Genomic DNA, 20,414 nt, shown 5'->3' with positions numbered 1-20,414 from the left:
CGGCAGAGCTTCTTTGCGTTTGCGCAAGGTGGCGGGCGCGAAAATCTGCGACATCGCGGCATCAGCATCGACCAATGGAGCCCGCGCCATGACCAACGCCCAGATCGGACTTTCGGTCGCCACGCCGATCATCGTCGGCTTTGCGCTGCTTCTTTACAAGATGGGTGTGCTCCAGCGCGCCGGGGCGGCATCAGCAGTGCTTGCGTCTGTCGCTATCGCTGCAGTGCTGTTCTTCAATCAGTAGGCGTCGCAGGGCCGGCGGCGATGATTGAACCCGACCAGACGGCTGGTTTCGTCGAACTGACCAGCCTCTATCGCGCGACGCTGCAGATCTGCGACAGCCTCGAAGAAATCGCAGATTCTCTTCCTCGTCCCGACCGGAAGCGCTGCAGGCAGATTTCCACCACGCTCAAGCCGGCTATCGAAGCGGCAAACAGGCTGGAAGAAAAAGTTCTCTTTCCGGAAGCCCTCAAGCGCCTTCATGCCGAAGGCATTCAAACGACAATTGACCGTCTCCGCGAAGAACATGTCCAAGACGGCGCGGCAGCCGACGAAATCGAGCGCATCCTTGCCACCCTGTCGCGCGGTGGTGGACGACGCTCCTGGAATACCATCGGCTACATGTTGCGCGCCTATTTTCTGGCCGTTCGCCGCCATGTGGCATCCGAGCAAAGCTTGCTCGCTTCGATAACCGCCAATCCACGCTGAGCCGCCAGTCGGTCGCGACCGTGTTTTGTACTGCTTGGCGAAGCATTCGAAGCCAACGCATCGGTCAAGGCGACAATTTCCTGCAAGACGATCATAAATTTGCGCACCGCAGCAATTGTTTGCGCTGCATCAAAGATCGGTAGTCGCAGGGCTCCTATTCTCCGGATCGTAACAACAGGCAACGTCACGCCAGAAGGAGATTTAGAAATGTTGACGCGACGCGAAGCACTCTTGGGTACAGCCACAGGTGCGGCAGCGGCCGCGCTCCTGGGCTCGGTACTCGCTACCCCGGCGCTGGCGCAGGCCAAGGTAGCCGACATCGCCGGTCTTCCCCGGGTCAAGGTCGATCTTGTCGCCCCGCCCTTTGCTCATGCCCATGACCAGGTTGCCAAGGGCGGTCCGAAGATCATCGAATACAGGATGACCATCAAGGAACAGCCGATGGTCATCGATGGCGAGGGCACCACGCTGCGGGCCATGACCTATGAAGGCTCCATGCCCGGGCCATTGATGATCGTGCATGAAGGCGACTATGTCGAGCTAACGCTGGTCAATCCCGAGACCAACGAGATGCCGCACAATATTGACTTCCATGCCGCCACGGGCGCATTGGGCGGCGGTGCGCTGACCCATGTAAACCCGGGCGAGCAGGCAGTGCTGCGCTGGAAGGCCACGCGCACCGGCACCTTCGTCTACCACTGCGCCCCGACGGGGATGATCCCCTGGCACGTTGTCTCTGGCATGAGCGGCGCTGTAATGGTGCTGCCCCGCGACGGTCTGAAGGATGAGGCCGGCAAGCCGCTCAAGTACGACCGCATCTTCTACGTCGGCGAACACGATCTCTATGTGCCGCGCGACGAGAATGGCAAGTACAAGAAGTACGAGAGCCTCGGGGACAGCTACGACGAGACGCTGAAGGTGATGCGCGGTCTGATCCCGACCCACGTCGTCTTCAACGGCAAGGTTGGAGCGCTGACAGGTGACAACGCGCTGAAGGCCAAGGTCGGGGAAACTGTCCTGTTCGTCCATGCCCAGGCAAACCGGGACACCAGGCCCCACCTGATCGGTGGGCATGGCGATCATGTCTGGGAAGAGGGTAAGTTCATCAACCCACCTGCCAAGGACCTCGAGACCTGGTTCATCCGTGGCGGTTCGGCAGGGGCGGCGCTCTACACCTTCCTCCAGCCGGGGGTCTATGCCTACGTCAACCACAACCTGATCGAAGCGGCCGAACTTGGCGCAACCGCGCATGTGATGGTCGAGGGCGAGTGGAATGACGACCTGATGAAGCAGGTTCAGGCCCCAGGCCCGATCCCGACCAACTGACGGCGGGCCTCAGCGCTGCTTCTTTCGGCCCGCCGCATCCACGGCGGGCCGTTTTTTCTTTGCAAAAGGACCAACTCCATGAAGTTCGGCAGCCTTCTCGTAACCAGCGCCATCGCTGTCCCAGCCATCGCGCTGGCGGTAATCTCCCAGACCGGCTGGCCCGCTGCTGCACCTCCTCCTTCGGGGTTCGCGTCGCCTAGAACAGTCACCATAACACCCGGAACATTGGCCTATCGGATGCCCGGAGAATTCCTGAAGTCCGAGCGCCCGGTCGACGCGCCGAAAGAGGACGTGCGCTTTCGTCGCCCGTTCGAGATCATGGCCTATCAAGTCAGCATCAGCGACTATGGGCAATGCGTTGCCGACGGCGCCTGTGAAGCAGCCGAGGGCGCGAGCGACAACAAAGGCGCGCTTCCCGCGACGGGCGTAAGTTTCCGCGACGCGACTGCCTATGCGAGCTGGCTGTCGGGTCGCACCGGCGAAACATGGCGGCTGCCCACCGACGAGGAATGGGCGTTCGCAGCAGCCGAACGGTTCACCGATGACACGCTCGGGATCGAAGAGACCAACAACCCCGCCGCACGCTGGCTCGCGCGCTATCGCAGCGAGGCGGAAGCCGCGAAAGGACGCGACCCCGAACCCAAGCCCCACGGCCATTTTGGGGCGAATTCAAAAGGTGTCTATGATCTTGCGGGTAATGTCTGGGAATGGACGTCGACCTGCTATCGCCGCGCCTCTGTGAACCATCAAGGCGACGTCGAAAGCAGCACCGACAATTGCGGTGTCAGGGTCACCGGCGGCCAGCACCGCGGCTACATGTCATTCTTCATTCGCGACGGCAAAAGCGGCGGCTGCGCCGCCGGCATGGCGCCCGACAATCTCGGCATCCGGCTGGTGAAAGAACGCCCCTCGTTGTTCGCAGCGCTCAAAGCCTTCTGGCGCAGCGCCGCCGGCTAAAGCCGCGGTGGCAAGCAACAACTAAAAGGCCCGGACCTCGTTCAAGCGATCCGGGCCATTTTTCATCTAGCAATGGTTTGCTTTGCGGCGAGTTCAGCTCGGCGCGGCGTTGGGCTGGCGTACCCGAAGCCTCGGACGTAGCAACATGCCGCCATACAGCAATGCATAGCCGCCAAATGCGACTGTCCACGCCGCCGCAGATCCATGCAACAGCGCGGGCACGCCGGGAAGAAAGGCCGCCGCAATACGCATCAGCCCCGAAACGACGATCGCGGCAAAGACCAGGCAAGACCCAGCACCGGCATGCAATTCGCGCCCTGTATGCCCGAGCGTCGCCCGCGCCATGACGGCAAGCGTCATCGCCCCGATTGCGCCGATGCCGAATGCGTGAAGCCCGGCCGCCGGTGGAACTGCCTGTGGCAGCAAGGCAGCCAGGCCAGCGAGGGCAAGCCCCAGCGGGACGAAGGTGTAGGCGACGTGCAAGATGAGCACCAGCGGGTCTCGCAGCGTGCGGTCGCCCGCCCACCGCACAAGCCGCACGGTGTTGAAAAGCGCTGCCACCAGCAGCATCGTGGCCGCAATGAGGTGCTCGGGTAAGCAGACCCAGGCCAACAGCGCGAGGCCGGAGAGACCGATCGTCGCCACATCGAAGCGGCTGAAGGGAATGGGCAATCGCCCCGGGTTCTCGCGCACAAGCCAGTTGCGGGTAAAGCTCGGGATAATGCGCCCGCCGATGATCATGATGAGCACGATACCCGCCCCGATGCCAAGCCTGCGGCCGACATCGGCTACGCCCTGATAGTGCGCCTCAAGATGGAACACGACGTTGGCGGCGAAAAGCACGGCCACTGGCGCGAGTACTTTCAAGTTCCTCCAATTGCGCCCCGCGATGATTTCGATCGCTGCCGCAACCGCAACCGCCAGCAGGAACGCGCTGTCGATCATGGCAGCGGCAAGCCAGCCGATGTCGGCCGAAAAGAACACGGCCAGGCGCCCAGCCAGCCACAGCAGGACCAGTGCGAGCAGTGGCAGCCCCTGGACAGTCAGCCTGCCGGTCCAATTGGGAATTGCCGTCAGCAGAAATCCGGTGACGATTGCCGCAAGATAGCCAAAGAGCATCTCGTGGATATGCCAATCTACTGGCACCAGCGCGCTCGCGGTCTCAAGCCGGCCGTAGAGCATGGGCAACCAAAACAGGATGGTGATGCCGGCGTATAGTGAGCCGAGCAGGAAAAATGGCCGGAAACCGTAGGAGAGTACCGCAGGATAGTTGCCCGGCCGAACGCGTGGAATAGCCATGACATCCCTTTCAACGGAAAAGGCCGGGTGGAGCCTGTCCACCCGGCTGATCTAGAGATGAATTGAGTAATTCGCGCCGGCACTCAGTTGCCCGCGGGAACCTGCGCCAGAAGCGCTTCAAACGTCTTCTTGGCCTTGCCGACCTGCTTGACGGCCTTGGCCTGTTCGAGATTGGTCGGCTTGCCGACCACGATCAGCGCAACCATGCCCATACCGTAGTGTGGAGTGCACTTGACGCCGTAGACGCCTTCCTTATCGAGGGTGACGGAAATCTTCTCATTCATCTTGCCCTTGAAGGGCGTCGCTCCTTCCGGGATCATGTCCTTGATGCTTTCGGCATCGTGGGACTTGTCGGTCGGAACGAAGGTGATGGTATCGCCGGGTGCCGCGACGACGTAGTCGGGCTGAAACACCATGGAGCCCTTTTCGCCCTTGTTGAGCATCTGGATCTCGATCTCGGCAGCCTGAGCGGTGCCGGCCAGCAAGACGGCTGCGAATGCGGCTGCAGTAGCGATGGCGTATTTCATGATCTTTTTCTTTCCTTTTACGACGGCTCCAGCCGTTGGGCTCTTGCCTATGGCGTTTTTGCCATCGACACTTTGATCCAGCGCAAACCCGAGCGAGATGAACTGTGGTTTCGGAGTGCAGGATTGGGGATACGCAGGAGCTAAAGAAATGAGCCGTCTTGACCGCTCGCTAATCGCCGGCTTGCCCGTCTTCCAGGGCATGGCCCCGGAGGATCTTGACCGTGTGCTCCAGCAGGCACGTTCGCTGCGCATCGCCAAGGACCAGGCGGTCTTCGAACAGGAAGGAGAGGCGCACTCGTTTTTCCTTTTGCTCGACGGCCACGCCCGCGTCGTCAAGACCACCCCAGATGGCCAACAGGTTATCGTGCGCTACATCAGCCCCGGAGAACTGATGGGCATAGCCCATGCGCTAGGGCGCTCCACCTATCCCGCCAGTGCCGTCGCTGCCGTCGATTGCGTCGTGCTCGCCTGGCCCGGACATCTCTGGCCAGAGTTGGCGGAGTCCTTTCCGAGCTTCGGCACCAGCACCTACAAGACAGTTGGAGCCAGGCTGCAGGAAACCCAAGCCCGCGTGGTCGAATTGGCCACCGAACAGGTCGAGCAACGTGTCGCGCACGCGCTGCTGCGGCTTGTCAAGCAGACGGGAAAGAAGACCGATGAGGGTATCCTGATCGACTTCCCGATCTCACGCCAGGACATAGCCGAGATGACGGGGACGACGTTGCACACGGTCAGCCGGTTGCTCACCGCATGGGAGGAAAAGGGCTTGGTCAAAAGCGGCCGTCAAAAGGTGACGGTGGTCGAGCCGCACCGTCTTTTCGTCCTGGCCGAAGGACGTGCTGACAAGAGCTGACCGCGCCGGCACTTTCATTTCATAGCCATCATCAAGTCGCGGACCAGCACGTCCTCATCCAGGCGATGTTCACGTGCCGCATCTGAAACGGTATGGAACGAAGCGATCGGACAGCCGACGCAAATCAGGCCATGCCCGAGAATGACCCGTATGGTTCCGGGCCATTGGCGCATGATCGTGTCCATTGTCATGTCGTCGTCAAAACGTGGCTTCATCGTCGCTGTCCGCTTTAGAAGCCAACATGATGGACCCAAGCGGCAGCGCGGTCATTGCGCGGCGACAAACAGAACGGCAATGATGCGGGTGTCAGTCAAACGCCATGACATCGAGCGGAATACCGGCATGTTGCGACCTGACAAAGCGATCGAGCTGATCGACGGCCGAGGACTGCGGCAACTGGTTGCCCTGCAGTTCCGGGGGGACCTGCCAGCCAGGTGCTACTCCCTTCATGTTTGGCAGTTCGTGAGCGATGCCCTTGTGGCAGTCGATGCACGTCGCTTTCCCCGAAAGCAGATAGCGCGTGTGGATCTCGGCGGCTCGCTGGGTCTGCCTCGTCAGATCCATGGCTACCGACGAATGGCAATTGCGGCACTCGAGGCTGTCATTGGCCTTAAGCCGCGCCCACTCGTGCTGGGCAAGTTCCAGACGCTTGTCCAGGAACTTCCGCCGGGTGTCGATCGTACCGAAGATCTTGCCCCATACTTCCTTCGAGGCCTGCATCTTGCGGGCGATCTTGTCGGTCCATTGGTGCGGTACGTGACAGTCCGGGCAGGACGCCCGCACGCCTGAGCGGTTGGTGAAATGGATGGTGCGGGTCAGCTCCTCGTAAACGTTGTCCTTCATCTCATGGCAGGAGGTGCAAAACGCCTCGGTGTTGGTCACCTCCAGGGCGGTATTGAACGCGCCCCAGAAAATGACGCCGCCGACGAACCCGCCGAGCGTCAGGAAGCCCAGACCGAGCGTGACGGCGGGCTTGGTCAGGATGTCCCAGCCCCACGCGAACATCCGCTTGATCCAGCCCATCATTGGTCACCAACGTGATTGACGCCCATCTCGCTCATGTCGATGAAGCGATTTTCGACAAGCGGGCGAATGTCGGCCTGGGGCACGTGGCATGCGGTGCAGAAGTAGCGTCTCGGAGACACGTCGGCCAGCATCTGGCCGTCGCGTGTCATGTAGTGGGTGACACTGATCATGGGCGCTCCCGAGCCCAGGGTGAACTCGCGCTTGTGGCAGGTCAGGCAACGGTTCGCGTTGACCGACAACTGATAACCCTCGATCGAATGCGGGATCAGCGGCGGCTGGTCGGGAAACGCGCGCATTTGGCGGACGTCGTCGACGACCCATTTGGGCAAAGGCGCGGCAGGGATTGCCTGCATCGGCGGCTGCGCCCCGATGAGCTGCGGCGGCTGCGAGGCAATCTGCGCCAGCGCCGCCGTTCCCACCAGAAATGCTGCAATGGCAGCGGCTGTGAGTGTCTTGTGCCGCGTCAGGCGGCTGTAATAACCTTGACCGCGCATTTCTTGAAATCCGTCTGCTTGGAGATGGGATCGGTGGCGTCGAGCGTGACCATGTTGATCAACTGGCTCGCGTCGAACCACGGGACGAAGATCACGCCATGCGGCATACGATTTCGGCCGCGCGTGTCGATGCGTGAGCGGATCTCGCCGCGCCTCGACACGATGCGCACTTCCGCCCCCTGGTTGATGCCGCGCTTGCGCGCGTCGTCGGCGTTCATGAAGCAGCGCGCACCCGGAAATGCCCGGAAAAGCTCGGGAACCCGCATCGTCATCGACCCGGAATGCCAGTGCTCCAAAACGCGTCCGGTCACCAGCCAGAGGTCGAATTCCTCGTCGGGAGATTCGGCCGGCGGCTCATAGGGCACTCCGAGGATCACCGCCCGGCCGTCGGGCCGCCCGTAGAACTTCACACCCTCTCCCGGTTTCACATAGGGGTCGCTCCCCTCCCTGTAGCGCCAGAGGGTTTCCTTGCCGTCGACCACGGGCCAGCGCAGACCACGCACCCTGTGGTATTCGTCGAACGGCGCGAGGTCGTGGCCATGGCCGCGACCGAATGTTGCGTACTCCTCGAACAGGCCCTTCTGCAGGTAGAAGCCGAAATCCTTCGCTTCCTGGTTCTCATACTCGGGATCGAGGTCTGAAAGCGGGAAACGGTCGACATTGCCGTTCTTGTATAGGACCTCGAACAAGGTTTTGCCCCGAAAGTCGGGGTTCGCGTCGAGCAGTTCCTTGGGCCAGACCTCGTCGGTGGTGAAGCGCTTCGAAAACTCCACCAGTTGCCAGACGTCCGAACGGCTTTCCCCGGGCGCGTTGACCAACTGGCGCCAGACATGGGTTCGTCGTTCGGCATTGCCATAGGCGCCTTCCTTTTCCACCCACATTGCGGCCGGCAAGATGACGTCGGCAGCAAGCGCGGTGACCGTCGGGTAGGCGTCCGAGACGACAATGAAATTGTCCGGATTCCGGTAACCGGGATACGTTTCCTGGCTGGAGTTGGGCGCGGCCTGGAGATTATTGTTGACCTGGATCCAGTACCAGTTGAGCTTGCCATCCCTCAGCATGCGGTCCTGCTCGACGGCATGGAACCCGGGCTTTTCGGGCAACAGCCCAGCTGGCACCTTCCAAACCTCCTCGACATGCTTGCGGTGTTCTGGATTGGTGACGACCATGTCGGCAGGCAGGCGATGTGCGAAAGTGCCCACTTCGCGCGCCGTGCCGCAGGCCGAAGGCTGGCCCGTCAGCGAGAACGGGCTGTTGCCGGGTTCGGAGATTTTCCCTGTCAGCAAATGGATGTTGTAGACCATCTGGTTGGCCCAGACGCCACGGACATGCTGGTTGAAGCCCATGGTCCAAAGCGATGTCACCTTGACTGCCGGATCGGCGTAAAGCTCCGCCAGTTCCTCGAGGAAGCCCGCCTCGACGCCTGTGAGCTTCGACACCTTGTCCAGCGTGTATTCGGAGACGAGCGTCTTGAAGGCTTCGAAATTGCTCGGGGTCATCTTGGCGGCGTCGGCCGTCCCGCTCGCCGCCACCTCGAGCGGATGTTCCGGTCGCAGACCGTATCCAATGTCGGTCTGCCCCGTCATGAAGGTCGTATGGTCGCGCACGAAGGCTTCATTGACGCGGCCGGACTGGATGATGTGGTTGGCGATGTAATTCAGGATCGCGAGATCTGTTCCCGGCTTGAATACGATGGGGATATCGGCGAGGTCCATCGACCGGTGCGTGAAGGTCGACAGCACGGCGCAGCGCACATGCTGATGGCCAAGCCGGCGGTCAGCGATCCGGGTCCACAGGATCGGATGCATTTCGGCCATGTTCGAGCCCCACAGCACAAAGGCGTCGGCATGCTCGAAGTCGTCATACACGCCCATCGGCTCGTCCATGCCGAAGGTGCGCATGAAGGCGTAGGCGGCCGACGCCATGCAGTGGCGGGCATTGGGGTCGAGATTGTTCGAACGGAAGCCGGCCCGCATCAGCTTGGTCGCGGCGTAACCTTCAAAGATCGTCCATTGACCGGAGCCGAACATGCCGAGCGCGGTGGGGCCCTTGTCGCGAAGCACCTGCTTGGCCTTCTCCGCCATGAGGTCGAAGGCCTCGTCCCAGGACACTGGCTCGAACTCGCCTTCCTTGTCGAAGACTCCATTTTTCTTGCGCACCAGAGGGGTATTCAGCCGGTCGGCGCCATACATGATCTTGGACAGGAAATAACCCTTGACGCAGTTGAGGCCGCGATTGACTTCGGCCTGCGTGTCGCCATGGGTGGCAACCACCTGGCCGTCCTTGACGCCGACCATCACGCCGCAGCCCGTACCGCAAAAACGGCAAGGCGCCTTCGACCACTTTATCTCGAGTGCGCTTACGCCACCGGTGATCGGCTGAGCAGAAGCAGGTAGCGCGATGCCAGCGGTCGCAGCTGCGATCGCCGTAGCCTGAGCCTTAAGCAGCTCGCGTCGGTTCAGTTCAGCTGTCATCACTCACTGCCCTCCAGCTCTTCGATATGCTCGAACACCATGTTTGCCGCAACGACGCCTGAAAGCGCACCGATCGCGGTCAGCAATCCGCCGAGTTCGCCGGCGCTCGTGCCTTCGATGACGATAACGATGCGATTGCCGTCGTGGGCGCGGATTTCGGGGCCATCCAGTCGCGCGATCGCCGCCAACACGTCCGCCATGCGACCGGGCATGACCGTGACGACAGCGCTTGAAATGTGGTGATATCGCCGTGCGTCAGGCATGGGCTGCCTCCGCTAGCTGTCGCGCAATGGCAATCGCCCGTGCAGGGCATGGCGCAATGCATGCACCGCAGCCTGTGCAGGCCGCCTCCCTCAGTTCTGGAAGAAATGGTCCGCCGATGCGCGGCCGAAAACTGATCGCCGCTTGCGGACAAGCGTCGCGGCAGGTCATGCACGAGATACCATTGCGCGCCAGACAATCGTCGGAAATGGCCACCACATGTGAAAAAACCGGCGTTGAGGCGCGATCGAAGACCAGCTCCGGGCAGGCCGTGGCGCAGTCGCCGCAAAGCAGGCATTCGCCTGCCATGAAATCCAGCGACGGCTTGCCCGCGACCATGGCGATGATCGCCGTCGGGCAGGCTTCGACACAAGCACCGCAGCCGGTGCAGGAGCCAAGTCCATCTTCCATCACCCCGGGCGGCACAATTCTTTGAACCGGCTGTTCGTTGCCGCCTGTAAGAAATGTCCTGCGGCTGATGGAGGCCGGATTTGTCATCGGCTCAGCCCCCGGGAGGTCCGGGCGGCCCGAATATGATCTGCCACATCCAGACCAAAAAGCCGTAGCCGCCGACCACGCCAACCGCGACGATGGGCCAAATCCCGAATGCAAGAACAAGGAATGTAAGGAGTTCTTTGCGGCGCGTGGAAACCGGCGACTTTACCGAGGCGGGTCCTGCCTGGTCCTGGGTCATGATCACCTCATGTGCCTTGGACGTGAACGGAACAATCAGTCGCGTTCATTTCTCCGATCAGGTTACCTAAATAGGCTGCCTTTGCAAATCTTCTTTGACACTGCGGAAGAATTTCAGAATGGGGATACTTTCTGAAGAAAATCCTCAACATTCCCGCCGACAATCGCGTTCCGATCATCACTTACGGAGCCCGAGATGTCGTTATATCTAAACAAATATAATGATATGCTTGTTTGATCATCCTCAGCTGTCGGTCGACCGCGCTTGCTCATGGAGCGTGGCCCACTGCGTCAATCAACCGGCGTTTGCGCGGGCGTGCTCGATGTAGAGCTCACGCAGCCTTGTGACGATCGGTCCGGGCCTGCCGTCGCCAACCGGCTCGCCATCAATCCAGGTTACTGGCATAACCAGGCTCGAGGCGCTGGTCATGAAGGCTTCACCCGCATTCAGGGCTTCGGCGATGGTGAAGCGGCGCTCTTCAAGGGTCAGACCGCTCTCTTGCATCAACTGAACAATCGCCTGGCGCGTGCAGCCGGGCAGCGTTCGACTGCTGTTTGCCGGTGATACGATCCTGCCGTCACGAGTGATGATGTAGGCAGTGGACGAAGCGCCTTCGGTGACATGCCCGTCCTCGACCATCCATGCCTCGTCGCAGCCTGCGGCGCGTGCGTCCCGCTTGGCCAGAACCTGCGGCAGGAGAGACACGCTCTTGATGTCGCGCCGGGCCCAGCGCTGGTCGGCCACCGTCTTGACGGCAATGCCGGTTTTGGCAGCGGCAACGTCGACCAGCACCTTGGGCTGCGTGAACAGCAGAAGCGTTGGTTCCAACTGGTCGCCAAACAGGAAGTTCCGCTCTTCGGCACCACGCGTCAGCTGGAGGTAGACGACACCTTCTTCAAGCCCATTGCTTTCGATCAAAGTTCGCTCGGTCTGCTCGATCATGGCCGTGGTGACAGGCAGCCGCAGACCAAGCTCACGCGCTGAACGTTCCAACCGTGCCATATGCAACGCACTGTCGACCAGCTTGCCGCCAAGGACCGCCGTAACTTCATAGACGCCGTCAGCAAACAGGAAACCGCGATCGAAAATCGACAGCTTCGCTTCAGTGGCCGCAACAAAGCTGCCGTTCAGCCAGACAATTCGGTCTTGTCCGCCATTCGTCATTGAGAGTCTCCAGATCCAAGAAAATGCTAGCGCGTCTTGTCACGAAAGGTGCTGTAGCCATGAGGCCTTTGGCCCGCGTGCGCCTCGCTAATGTCTGTAGGGCCATGCTTCATGCGACATCCTTAATGTCGTTTGCTGGCCGGATACATTGCAAAGGTGGAATAGTTTGATGCCGTTGCCGCAAGCCGCGCAGCTAGGTTGGCGGTCACTATTCCGGAACTGCATGACCCATGCCCTTTTGCGAATTTGCATTTGTCGGCTCATATCCGGATACTCGCGGAAAAGAATTTTAGGGTGGGGAAAGTCGATGATTAAAAGTGCCGGTAGCCCGGATATGATCCTGCATAACGGCATCGTCTGGTGCGGCTATGCGGAGGGCATCCGGCAGGCTGTCGCGATAGGCCAAGGCACGGTGCTGGCAACCGGATCCGACGAAGAGATTCTCGCGCTGAAAGGCGCTGAAACCGATCTCATCGACCTCAACGGGCAGTTCGCGACACCCGGCCTCAACGACGACCATTTGCATCTAATTTCCACCGGCCTTTCCATGCAATGGGTCGACGCCAGCCCGGAATCGGCGCCGACGCTTGCCATCCTGCTCGACAAGCTGCGCAAGCGGGCCCAGGAAACGCCTAAGGGCGGGTGGGTGCTGGCGCGCGGCTATGACCAGGTCAAGCTCGATGTCGGCCGTCATCCGCACAAGAGCGAACTCGACCAGGTGACCTCATGCCATCCGCTGATGCTCGTGCGCGCCTGCGGCCATATCAGCATCTTCAACTCGCGCGCCTTCGAACTTGCGAACGTCAACGCCTCGACACCGGCACCAGCCGGCGGCGTCATCGAAACGGTCAACGGAACCCTGACCGGCATGGTGGCGGAAAACGCGCAATCCGTACTGCGCGCGGCGATCCCTGTCCCAAGCCAAAACGACCTGATCGATGCCATTGAACGGGCCGGCAAGTACCTTTTGTCCTACGGCATCACCAGCTGCATGGACGCAGCCGTCGGACAGGTCGACGGCTTCGCCGAAATCCACGCCTACAACAAGGCAAAGAAAGAGGGCCGGCTGCCGGTGAGGGTCTGGCTGACATTGCTTGGCGATCCCGGCAATTCGGTCGTCGACGAAGCCTATGCCGCCGGGCTGGTCTCGGGTGCCGGCGACGACTGGTTGCGCGTCGGCGCAGTCAAGATCTTCCTTGACGGCTCGGCCGGCGGGCGCACCGCCTGGATGTCGCAACCCTATCTCGGCGAAGACAACACCGGGGTGCAGATCCTGTCCGATGACAAGCTTGAGAAGCTGGTCGCGGAGCATCATGCTCAGGGCTACCAGCTCGCTTGCCATGCCATCGGCGACCGCGCCATCGGGCAGCTGATCACCGCCTATGAAAAGGCGCTGGCAGCCGTTCCGGATGCCGACCGCCGCCACCGGATCGAGCATTGCGGCTTTTCAACCGAAGCCCAGCATAAGCGCATGCTCGCAGCCGGCATCTACCCCTGCCCGCAGCAGGCATTCATTTATGATTTCGGCGACAGCTACATTTCGGTGCTGGGCGAGGAACGTGCCCTGTCCAGCTATCCGCTGAAGACCTGGGTCGATCTCGGTTTCAAGCCGGGCACGGGCAGCGACTCGCCTGTCTGCCTGCCCAACCCGTTCCCCAATCTCTACTCCATGGTGACCCGCAAGACATGGAAGGGAACGGTCATGGACGCAGGCCAGCGTGTGCCGATGGACAAAGCGCTTCAGGCCTACACCGAACATGGCGCGTTTTCGCAGAAGGCCGAAACGATCAAGGGCCGCATCGTTGCTGGCCAATTGGCTGACATCGCGGTCTTCTCACGCAACCTGCTGGACGCATCACCCGAAGAAATCCTGCATGACACGCAATGCATCCTGACGATCGTTGCAGGCGAAGTCGTCTATGACCGTTCGACCGCCGCCTAGTGCGGGGAACTACAAATAAAATAATAAAAACAATAAGATATATACAACCAATAGGAGGAATCTCGCATGTTCAAAACCTTGTCCTTGACCGCGATGCTGATGCTCGGCGTCTCCACGGCAACATTTGCGCAAGAACCGCGCTCGGGCGGCGTACTCAATTTCGTAGCACCTTACGGTGCCAGCTTCGCCACGCTCGACATCCACGCCACGCCCCAGACCCAGGACGAATTCTATGGCATGGCGATCCATCGCAGCCTCTACAGCTGGGATTCGCTGAAGAACGAGCCGGCGCTCGAGCTGGCGACCAGCGTCTCGGTGTCCGACGACGGCAAGGTCTATACCTACAAGCTGCGCGACAATGCCTTCTTCCACAACGGCCGCAAGCTGAGCGCAGATGACATCATCTGGTCCTACAAGCGCCTTGCGACGCCGAGCAACGCCTTCCCCGGCGCCCGCTACATCGCCGACATCGCAGGCGCCGATGCCTTCGCCAGCGGCAAGGCGACCGAGATTTCGGGCCTGAAGAAGATCGACGATCTTACGCTCGAAATCACCTTCACCGCGCCGATCAATCCCGGCTTCAACCTGATGCGCACCAACGCGGCCATCTATCCGGCCGATATCGGCGACAAGGCGGCGACCAATCCGATCGGTCTTGGGCCTTTCAAATTCGTCGAGCACGTGCCGGGATCGCGCATCGTGGTCGAGAAGTTCGACAAGTTCTACGAGCAGGGCAAACCCTACCTCGACAAGGTCAACATCGTGATCATGGAGGACTCGGCAGCGCGCGACGTGGCCTTCCGCAACCAGGAAATCGACGTGACGGTGCTGGGCCCGACCCAGTATGTCGCCTATCAGGGCGATGCAGCACTATCCAAGAACATCCTGGAAGTGGCCGAAGGCTACACCCGCAATGTCGGCTTCAACCCCAATTTCGCGCCGTTTGCCGACAAGCGCGTGCGCCAGGCGATCAACTACGCCATCGACACCAAGCTGATCGTCGAGCGGCTGGCCAAGAACAAGGCCTATCGCGCGGTAAGCTGGCTGCCATTGTCGTCCCCAGCTTACGACACCACGGCCCAGCCTTATGCCTACGATCCGGAAAAGGCCAAGGCGCTGCTGGCCGAGGCGGGCTTCGACAAGGGTTTCGAGTTCGAACTCACGGCAACGCAGAATGAGAGCTGGGGCATTCCGATCGTCGAAGCGATCATTCCTATGCTCGCCAAGGTCGGCGTCACGGTGAAGGCCAAGCCTGTCGAAGCATCGGTCCTATCCGAAGTCGTGCCGGCAGGCGATTTCCAGGCCTATATGTGGTCCAACAACAGCGGCCCCGACGCGCTCGCAGCTCTGCAGTGCTTCTATTCGAAGACCGCGCAAAGCGCCTGCAACTACGCCAACTACAAGAACCCGGAATTCGACAAGCTGTTCGAAGCTGCCCAGGTTGAGCGCGATGAGGCGGCCAAGACCGAACTTCTGAAGAAGGCCAACAACTTCCTGCAGGAAGAAGCACCGGTCTGGTTCTTCAACTACAACAAGGCGGTCATGGCCTATCAGCCCTGGCTGCACGGCCTGAAGCCGAACGCCACCGAGCTTGCGCTTCAGGACTATGAAGACATCTGGATCGACGAGACCGCGCCCGCTTCGCGGAAGTAACCTCCGTCATAATTAAGAGTTACCCGACCCGCCGCCCGCGGGTCGGGATAACCGGAGGGGCCTGCCCGGATGCTTCGCTTCATCATTCGCCGGATTTTGCAGGCGATCCCGACCGTAATTGCGGTCGCGCTATTGATCTTCGTGATCTTCTCGGTGGTTCCGGGAAGCTTCACGTCCAGTCTGATCGCCGACGGACGATCGGGCTCCGACCCTATGCTTGTCGAGCGGCTGAACAAGGAATTCGGCCTCGACAAGTCGCTGCCCGAACGCTTCACCGCCTACGTCTACGATCTGGCTCGTTTCGATCTCGGCACCTCGTTTCGAACGCGCGAACCGGTGACGGACGTGATCGGCGCGCGGCTCTGGCCGTCGTTGAAACTGGCAATGGCCGCAATGGTCTTTGCGGTCGCGTTCGGCGTGCCGCTCGGGTTTCTCGCGGCACTCAAGCCAGGCAGCATCCTCGATACCGTAACGATGATCGGCGCGGTTTCGGGCTTGTCTCTGCCGCAGTTCTGGCTCGGCCTGTTGTTGATGTATCTCTTCGCGCTCCAGCTCGGCTGGCTGCCCAGCTTTGGTTACGGCGATGGCGGGCTGCGCTATCTGATCCTGCCGGCGATCACGCTTGGGTTGACACCTCTGGCGCTGCTGGCTCGCACCACTCGCGCCGGCGTGCTCGAAGTGATGAATGCCGACTTCATCCGCACGGCATATTCCAAAGGCATGAGCAGTGGCCGCGTCGTGCGCTGGCATGTGACGCGCAACGCGCTGGTGCTGATCGTCACGACCATCGGCCTGCAGTTCGGTTCGCTGATGGGACAGGCCGTGGTGATCGAAAAGCTGTTTTCCTGGCCGGGCCTCGGTTCATTGCTGGTCGACAGTGTCGCCCTGCGCGACATCCCCGTCGTGCAAGGCAGCATCCTCGTCATCGTCCTGTGGTTTTTGCTCATCAACACGATCGTCGACGTTGTCTATGCCGCGATCGATCCACGCATCAAGCAGGACTGAGCCATGCGTATCCAGTTCAACCTGATCGTCGGCGGCTTCCTGACAGCTTTGGTCATCCTGGCGGGGCTGTTCGCGCCATGGCTCTCACATCTTGACCCGGTTCTCGACGCCGATCTGATGAACGCCGAATTGCCGCCGGACTGGACCTTCTGGTTCGGCACCGACGCGCAAGGCCGCGATATCTACACACGGGTGCTCTATGGGGCCCGGATCTCGCTGACCGTGGGCATCGTGTCCCAGCTCATCAACACGGTGATTGGTCTCGCGCTGGGTATCTCGGCCGGCTATTTCGGCGGCTGGTGGGACGATCTGGTCAATGGGCTTACCAACGTCATGCTGGCCATTCCTTCGCTGATCTTTGCCATTGCCATCATCGCGATCCTCGGGCCGGGATTGCCGAGCCTGCTGATCGCGCTCGGTCTCACCAACTGGTCGTGGACCTGCCGTATCGCCCGCAGCTCCACTCTGTCGCTCAAGGGTCTCGGCTATGTCCAGGCGGCGAAGACGCTTGGCTACGGCAATATCCGCATCATGATCACCCAGCTTTTGCCCAACATGATGGGCCCGATCCTGGTGATCGGAACCTTGGGCATGGGCGGTGCTGTGCTGTCGGAAGCCGCGCTGTCGTTCCTCGGGCTTGGCATCCGCCCGCCCTTCCCCAGCTGGGGCAGCATGCTGACCGATGCCCGTGAGCTCATCGTCATCGCGCCTTGGGCGGCGATCTTCCCCGGCCTCGCCATCTTCTTGTCGGTGCTCGGCTTCAACCTGCTGGGCGATGGCCTGCGCGACATGCTCGACCCACATATGAGGATCCGCCGCGCATGAGGGATATCCCGCTTCTCGAAATCAAAAACCTCGATATCGGCCTGAAGATCGGCGGGCACGAGCAGAACATCGTCAAGGACGTCTCCTTCGACATCATGCGTGGCGAGGCCTTCGGCCTAGTCGGTGAATCAGGTTGCGGCAAGACGATCACCTCGCTTTCGATCATCGGCCTGATGAAAAAGCCGCTTGCGGTGACCGGCGGCCAGATCCAGTTTGACGGCACCGATCTGCGCGGCCTGTCGTCCCGCGATATGCGCGATCTGCGCGGCAATCGCATCGCGATGATCTTCCAGGAGCCGATGACCGCGCTCAACCCGCTGGCGACGGTCGGGCGGCAGATTGCGGAGATGTTCGTCCTGCACAACGGCATGAGCTGGAAGGACGCCGAACAGCGCGCGGTCGAGGCACTCGCCAGCGTCAAGGTGCCGGCGCCCGAGCAGCGCGTGCACAACTACCCGCACCAGATGTCAGGAGGCATGCGCCAGCGCGTCATGATCGCCATCGCACTCGCCTGTGACCCGGAGCTTCTGATCGCCGACGAGCCGACGACAGCACTCGACGTGACTGTGCAGGCCGAGGTGTTGAAGCTCATCCACGAGCTTTGTTCGGCCCGCAACACCGCCGTCTTGATGATCAGCCACGATCTTGGCGTCATCGCCAACATGTGCCAGCGCGTTGGCGTGATGTATGCCGGCAAGCTCATCGAAGAGCGCGATACCTACGACCTGTTTGCCGATCCACGGCATACCTACACCAAGGGCCTGCTCGGCGCCTTGCCCAGGCTCGGTTCGCGACAACGCCATGGTCGCCAGCGCCTCGTCGACATCGACAGCATCGTCACCGACAAGAGCAGGCTGACCGAAGAATTCTACTTCGAGCCACGCAAGCCGCAAATGGCAGCGCGTGCCGATAGCGAGGCTCGCTGAGCATGTCTGGTCAAACTATGGCGACCGAACCTCCCTTGCTCGAAATCAACGACCTGCACGTCCATTTCCCGGTGAGCGGCGCGCTTTTTTCCCGGCGCAAGCAAGCATTGCGGGCCGTCAACGGGGTCAGCCTCCATCTCAACAAGGGCGAATGCCTGAGCATCGTCGGTGAATCCGGCTGCGGCAAGTCGACAACCGCCCTGTCGGTGATCGGGCTCCAGGCTCCGACCTCAGGAGATATTCTTTTCGAAGGCAAATCGATCATTGGCGCCAACGCGCCACCCCGCATGGAACGCGCGCGGATCGCACAGATGGTTTTCCAGGATCCCTATGCCTCCCTCAACCCGCGCCAGACGGTGCATCGTTCGCTGGCCGAGCCGTTGCGCCTGCATGGCACCAAGTCCCGCAGCGAAATCGACGACCGGGTCGCGGAGATGCTGCGTCGCGTCGGCCTGACGCCGGAACAGGCAACCCGCTTCCCACATGAATTTTCCGGCGGCCAGCGCCAGCGCATCGGCATCGCCCGCGCGCTGATCCTCGACCCGCACATCATCATGCTGGACGAACCGGTATCGGCGCTGGACGTGTCGATCAGGGCGCAGATCATCAACCTGTTGCTCGATCTCAAGGAACAGCTGTCTTTGTCCTACATCATGATCAGTCATGATCTCGGCGTGGTCGAGCATATGAGCGACCGCGTTGCGGTGATGTATTTCGGCCAGATCGTCGAGATCGGTCATTGGGACGCGATCTTCTCGAGCCCGACGCACCCCTATACACGCAAGCTGATCAGCACCATTCCCGACCCGGACGCCATCTTGCAAACCGGCGTCAAGGCAGTCTTGCGGAATGCGCCACCGCCGCCTCAAGGATATCGGTTTTATCCGCAAGATATCACCAATCCCGACGTCTACGCCGCCCCGGCGCCGAGCGAGCTGATTTCGATCAGCGAGGATCATCAGGTGCGTTGCCAGCGCCTATCCGCCTGAACCGGTCGCCCGGCAGGCAAAGGGCTCGGATCTGGCCACTGATCGTGCCGGATGCCGCATGCCTTGACATGACGTCGACTTCGACGGCATCCCATGGTCACTAATTCGAAGTGTTACGCATCGCTTGCGCGCCCACTGGGCCGCACGGCGATGCCCAGGGGGCGGCGTCTTGGAACTCAAGTGGCTGGAAGACTTCCTCGCCTTGGCGGAAACCAATAGTTTCTCCAAGGCTGCGGAAGAAAGGAACATCACCCAGTCCGCCTTCAGCCGTCGCATCAAGCAACTCGAGATATGGCTCGGCTCAAGCCTGATCGATCGCGCCACCTATCCCTCGCGCCTCACCGCTGCTGGCGAAAAGTTCGTGCCCGTCGCGCGCGAGGCCGTGCGCAGCCTGACGCAGGCGAGGCGAAGCCTGCGCGAGCAGGAAGGGGCCGAGGCCCAGACGATCACCGTCACCGCACTGCACACGCTGTCGTTTACCTATTTCCCCGGCTGGCTGCGCACTGTCAGCGACAGGGTCGGCCCGCTCCTGTCGCGCATCAAGCCCGACCTGGGCAGCATGGAAGAAAATGTCAGCTCGCTGGTCGATGGCGACTGCGATTTCCTGCTGACCTATGCGCACCCTGCGGTATCCCTCGTGCTCGATCCCGAGCTGTTCGAGTACCGCATCCTCGACCAGGAGACGATCATTCCGATCTCTGCTCCGTCCAGCGACGGCAAGCCGCTTCATGATCCCGACCGGGACTGCCCGGCAAGCTATGTCGGCTATGAGAAAGGCTCGTTCTTCGGCCTGCTGTTTGGCGAAGTTCTGTCCGAAAGGCTTGCCGCGCACAAGCGCGCCCACACCGGCTCGATGTCGGTAGGGCTCAAGGGCATGGCGCTTGCCGGCTGGGGCGTCGCCTGGGTTCCCGAGAGCCTGGTCCGGGCTGAACTGGACAAGGGCACGCTCGTTCGAACAGGCGATGCGTCCTGGGACATCCGGGTCGATATCCGCCTCTACCGTTCCCGCCAGAACCGCCGTCCCATCGTCAATCGTGCCTGGGCCAGCGCCGGCGGCTGATGTGAACGGTACCGCTGACAGCCTATGCCAACCGCGCGTAGTGATCATGGCCCACCGTCCGCATCGGCGATAATCCACGGGCCGTGCTGTTCAATGCCTGGCCGGTCTTGACGCTGTCGGGCACGCATCTGGCACCCAAAGAAAAAGCCCGGCGCTGTGGCCGGGCTTTTTTGGAATCAGGCTGTGTCTGGCCTGGCTCAGTGGTCCATGGCCTTGACGATTTCTTCGGTC

General features: G+C 61.2%; 22 protein-coding genes. 12 read left to right on the top strand and 10 right to left on the bottom strand.

Features of this window, described 5'->3' with window-relative positions; genetic code table 11:
• Positions 1-88 precede the first annotated feature (88 nt).
• From C8K44_RS05895 to C8K44_RS05880, 4 genes are all read left to right on the top strand, one after another.
• Complete coding sequence (locus tag C8K44_RS05895) at positions 89-244, top strand: hypothetical protein (RefSeq protein ID WP_109575085.1); 156 nt, start codon at positions 89-91, stop codon at positions 242-244.
• Between the two features lie 20 nt (positions 245-264).
• The gene (locus C8K44_RS05890; RefSeq protein ID WP_109574847.1) at positions 265-708 is read left to right on the top strand and encodes a hemerythrin domain-containing protein; all 444 of its coding nucleotides are present in this window, start codon (positions 265-267) and stop codon (positions 706-708) included.
• A 207-nt stretch (positions 709-915) separates the two neighbouring features.
• Entirely contained in the window at positions 916-2,034 is a 1,119-nt protein-coding gene (gene nirK / locus C8K44_RS05885) for a copper-containing nitrite reductase (RefSeq protein WP_109574846.1), read from the top strand.
• Between the two features lie 78 nt (positions 2,035-2,112).
• On the top strand, positions 2,113-2,991 hold the full coding sequence (locus tag C8K44_RS05880) for an SUMF1/EgtB/PvdO family nonheme iron enzyme (RefSeq protein ID WP_109574845.1): 879 nt from the start codon (positions 2,113-2,115) through the stop codon (positions 2,989-2,991).
• Positions 2,992-3,084: 93 nt separating this feature from the next.
• Here the strand turns inward: C8K44_RS05880 and C8K44_RS05875 are convergent, their stop codons facing one another.
• Positions 3,085-4,290, bottom strand: a complete 1,206-nt coding sequence (locus C8K44_RS05875) for an NnrS family protein (RefSeq protein WP_109574844.1) — start codon at positions 4,288-4,290, stop codon at positions 3,085-3,087.
• Between the two features lie 83 nt (positions 4,291-4,373).
• A complete protein-coding gene (locus C8K44_RS05870; RefSeq protein ID WP_109574843.1) occupies positions 4,374-4,817 on the bottom strand; it encodes a pseudoazurin in 444 nt (147 codons plus the stop codon).
• A 148-nt stretch (positions 4,818-4,965) separates the two neighbouring features.
• Between C8K44_RS05870 and C8K44_RS05865 the strand changes: the two genes are divergently transcribed.
• Positions 4,966-5,670 (top strand): Crp/Fnr family transcriptional regulator, encoded by a 705-nt coding sequence (locus C8K44_RS05865; protein ID WP_109574842.1) that lies wholly within the window; start codon positions 4,966-4,968, stop codon positions 5,668-5,670.
• A 14-nt stretch (positions 5,671-5,684) separates the two neighbouring features.
• Here the strand turns inward: C8K44_RS05865 and C8K44_RS05860 are convergent, their stop codons facing one another.
• The 8 genes from C8K44_RS05860 to C8K44_RS05825 all read right to left on the bottom strand — a co-directional run bounded on the left by C8K44_RS05860 (position 5,685) and on the right by C8K44_RS05825 (position 11,783).
• Positions 5,685-5,885, bottom strand: a complete 201-nt coding sequence (locus tag C8K44_RS05860; RefSeq protein ID WP_109574841.1) for a DUF1858 domain-containing protein — start codon at positions 5,883-5,885, stop codon at positions 5,685-5,687.
• Between the two features lie 91 nt (positions 5,886-5,976).
• Positions 5,977-6,693 (bottom strand): NapC/NirT family cytochrome c, encoded by a 717-nt coding sequence (locus C8K44_RS05855; protein ID WP_109575084.1) that lies wholly within the window; start codon positions 6,691-6,693, stop codon positions 5,977-5,979.
• Positions 6,693-7,190, bottom strand: coding sequence for a nitrate reductase cytochrome c-type subunit (locus C8K44_RS05850; protein WP_109574840.1), 498 nt, complete (start codon positions 7,188-7,190; stop codon positions 6,693-6,695). The genes C8K44_RS05855 and C8K44_RS05850 overlap by 1 nt, the downstream gene beginning before the upstream one ends.
• Positions 7,160-9,664, bottom strand: a complete 2,505-nt coding sequence (gene napA, locus C8K44_RS05845) for a periplasmic nitrate reductase subunit alpha (protein ID WP_109574839.1) — start codon at positions 9,662-9,664, stop codon at positions 7,160-7,162. Before napA ends, C8K44_RS05850 begins: the two co-directional genes overlap by 31 nt.
• Positions 9,664-9,927 carry a chaperone NapD gene (locus C8K44_RS05840; RefSeq protein WP_109574838.1) on the bottom strand — a complete coding sequence of 88 codons (264 nt, stop codon included), beginning with the start codon at positions 9,925-9,927 and terminating at the stop codon, positions 9,664-9,666. Before C8K44_RS05840 ends, napA begins: the two co-directional genes overlap by 1 nt.
• Complete coding sequence (locus C8K44_RS05835) at positions 9,920-10,423, bottom strand: ferredoxin-type protein NapF (protein ID WP_109574837.1); 504 nt, start codon at positions 10,421-10,423, stop codon at positions 9,920-9,922. Before C8K44_RS05835 ends, C8K44_RS05840 begins: the two co-directional genes overlap by 8 nt.
• 4 nt (positions 10,424-10,427) lie before the next feature.
• Positions 10,428-10,619 (bottom strand): periplasmic nitrate reductase, NapE protein, encoded by a 192-nt coding sequence (napE, locus tag C8K44_RS05830; RefSeq protein ID WP_109575083.1) that lies wholly within the window; start codon positions 10,617-10,619, stop codon positions 10,428-10,430.
• A 294-nt stretch (positions 10,620-10,913) separates the two neighbouring features.
• A complete protein-coding gene (locus C8K44_RS05825; protein ID WP_109574836.1) occupies positions 10,914-11,783 on the bottom strand; it encodes a D-amino-acid transaminase in 870 nt (289 codons plus the stop codon).
• 307 nt (positions 11,784-12,090) lie between these two features.
• Here C8K44_RS05825 and C8K44_RS05820 point away from each other — a divergent pair, with 307 nt between their 5' ends.
• The 7 genes from C8K44_RS05820 (at position 12,091) to C8K44_RS05790 (ending at position 20,183) form a co-directional block, all read left to right on the top strand.
• Positions 12,091-13,725: an amidohydrolase gene (locus C8K44_RS05820; RefSeq protein ID WP_109574835.1), complete on the top strand. Its 1,635-nt coding sequence runs from the start codon at positions 12,091-12,093 to the stop codon at positions 13,723-13,725.
• A gap of 66 nt (positions 13,726-13,791) precedes the next feature.
• On the top strand, positions 13,792-15,378 hold the full coding sequence (locus C8K44_RS05815; protein WP_109574834.1) for an ABC transporter substrate-binding protein: 1,587 nt from the start codon (positions 13,792-13,794) through the stop codon (positions 15,376-15,378).
• Positions 15,379-15,447: 69 nt separating this feature from the next.
• Positions 15,448-16,383: an ABC transporter permease gene (locus C8K44_RS05810; protein ID WP_109574833.1), complete on the top strand. Its 936-nt coding sequence runs from the start codon at positions 15,448-15,450 to the stop codon at positions 16,381-16,383.
• 3 nt (positions 16,384-16,386) lie between these two features.
• Positions 16,387-17,208 (top strand): ABC transporter permease, encoded by an 822-nt coding sequence (locus C8K44_RS05805; RefSeq protein ID WP_109574832.1) that lies wholly within the window; start codon positions 16,387-16,389, stop codon positions 17,206-17,208.
• A complete protein-coding gene (locus C8K44_RS05800) occupies positions 17,205-18,134 on the top strand; it encodes an ABC transporter ATP-binding protein (protein WP_109574831.1) in 930 nt (309 codons plus the stop codon). The genes C8K44_RS05805 and C8K44_RS05800 overlap by 4 nt, the downstream gene beginning before the upstream one ends.
• Before the next feature lie 2 nt (positions 18,135-18,136).
• Complete coding sequence (locus C8K44_RS05795; protein ID WP_109574830.1) at positions 18,137-19,123, top strand: ATP-binding cassette domain-containing protein; 987 nt, start codon at positions 18,137-18,139, stop codon at positions 19,121-19,123.
• 169 nt (positions 19,124-19,292) lie between these two features.
• Entirely contained in the window at positions 19,293-20,183 is an 891-nt protein-coding gene (locus C8K44_RS05790) for a LysR family transcriptional regulator (RefSeq protein ID WP_109574829.1), read from the top strand.
• Positions 20,184-20,414: the final 231 nt, after the last annotated feature.

The organism is Aminobacter sp. AP02 (genome assembly GCF_003148805.1).
In the GTDB taxonomy this organism is placed as follows: domain Bacteria; phylum Pseudomonadota; class Alphaproteobacteria; order Rhizobiales; family Rhizobiaceae; genus Aminobacter.
Note: the sequence above shows the minus strand (reverse complement) of the source record. Positions and strands in the feature narration are given on the sequence as shown.

What these genes read in the sequence shown, in the direction of transcription:
- C8K44_RS05895 (WP_109575085.1), top strand. Translation starts at nt 89, where the DNA reads ATGACCAACGCCCAGATCGGACTTTCGGTCGCCACGCCGATCATCGTC.
- C8K44_RS05890 (WP_109574847.1), top strand. Translation starts at nt 265, where the DNA reads ATGATTGAACCCGACCAGACGGCTGGTTTCGTCGAACTGACCAGCCTC.
- nirK (WP_109574846.1), top strand. Translation starts at nt 916, where the DNA reads ATGTTGACGCGACGCGAAGCACTCTTGGGTACAGCCACAGGTGCGGCA.
- C8K44_RS05880 (WP_109574845.1), top strand. Translation starts at nt 2,113, where the DNA reads ATGAAGTTCGGCAGCCTTCTCGTAACCAGCGCCATCGCTGTCCCAGCC.
- C8K44_RS05875 (WP_109574844.1), bottom strand. Translation starts at nt 4,290, where the DNA reads ATGGCTATTCCACGCGTTCGGCCGGGCAACTATCCTGCGGTACTCTCC.
- C8K44_RS05870 (WP_109574843.1), bottom strand. Translation starts at nt 4,817, where the DNA reads ATGAAATACGCCATCGCTACTGCAGCCGCATTCGCAGCCGTCTTGCTG.
- C8K44_RS05865 (WP_109574842.1), top strand. Translation starts at nt 4,966, where the DNA reads ATGAGCCGTCTTGACCGCTCGCTAATCGCCGGCTTGCCCGTCTTCCAG.
- C8K44_RS05860 (WP_109574841.1), bottom strand. Translation starts at nt 5,885, where the DNA reads ATGAAGCCACGTTTTGACGACGACATGACAATGGACACGATCATGCGC.
- C8K44_RS05855 (WP_109575084.1), bottom strand. Translation starts at nt 6,693, where the DNA reads ATGGGCTGGATCAAGCGGATGTTCGCGTGGGGCTGGGACATCCTGACC.
- C8K44_RS05850 (WP_109574840.1), bottom strand. Translation starts at nt 7,190, where the DNA reads ATGCGCGGTCAAGGTTATTACAGCCGCCTGACGCGGCACAAGACACTC.
- napA (WP_109574839.1), bottom strand. Translation starts at nt 9,664, where the DNA reads ATGACAGCTGAACTGAACCGACGCGAGCTGCTTAAGGCTCAGGCTACG.
- C8K44_RS05840 (WP_109574838.1), bottom strand. Translation starts at nt 9,927, where the DNA reads ATGCCTGACGCACGGCGATATCACCACATTTCAAGCGCTGTCGTCACG.
- C8K44_RS05835 (WP_109574837.1), bottom strand. Translation starts at nt 10,423, where the DNA reads ATGACAAATCCGGCCTCCATCAGCCGCAGGACATTTCTTACAGGCGGC.
- napE (WP_109575083.1), bottom strand. Translation starts at nt 10,619, where the DNA reads ATGACCCAGGACCAGGCAGGACCCGCCTCGGTAAAGTCGCCGGTTTCC.
- C8K44_RS05825 (WP_109574836.1), bottom strand. Translation starts at nt 11,783, where the DNA reads ATGACGAATGGCGGACAAGACCGAATTGTCTGGCTGAACGGCAGCTTT.
- C8K44_RS05820 (WP_109574835.1), top strand. Translation starts at nt 12,091, where the DNA reads ATGATTAAAAGTGCCGGTAGCCCGGATATGATCCTGCATAACGGCATC.
- C8K44_RS05815 (WP_109574834.1), top strand. Translation starts at nt 13,792, where the DNA reads ATGTTCAAAACCTTGTCCTTGACCGCGATGCTGATGCTCGGCGTCTCC.
- C8K44_RS05810 (WP_109574833.1), top strand. Translation starts at nt 15,448, where the DNA reads ATGCTTCGCTTCATCATTCGCCGGATTTTGCAGGCGATCCCGACCGTA.
- C8K44_RS05805 (WP_109574832.1), top strand. Translation starts at nt 16,387, where the DNA reads ATGCGTATCCAGTTCAACCTGATCGTCGGCGGCTTCCTGACAGCTTTG.
- C8K44_RS05800 (WP_109574831.1), top strand. Translation starts at nt 17,205, where the DNA reads ATGAGGGATATCCCGCTTCTCGAAATCAAAAACCTCGATATCGGCCTG.
- C8K44_RS05795 (WP_109574830.1), top strand. Translation starts at nt 18,137, where the DNA reads ATGTCTGGTCAAACTATGGCGACCGAACCTCCCTTGCTCGAAATCAAC.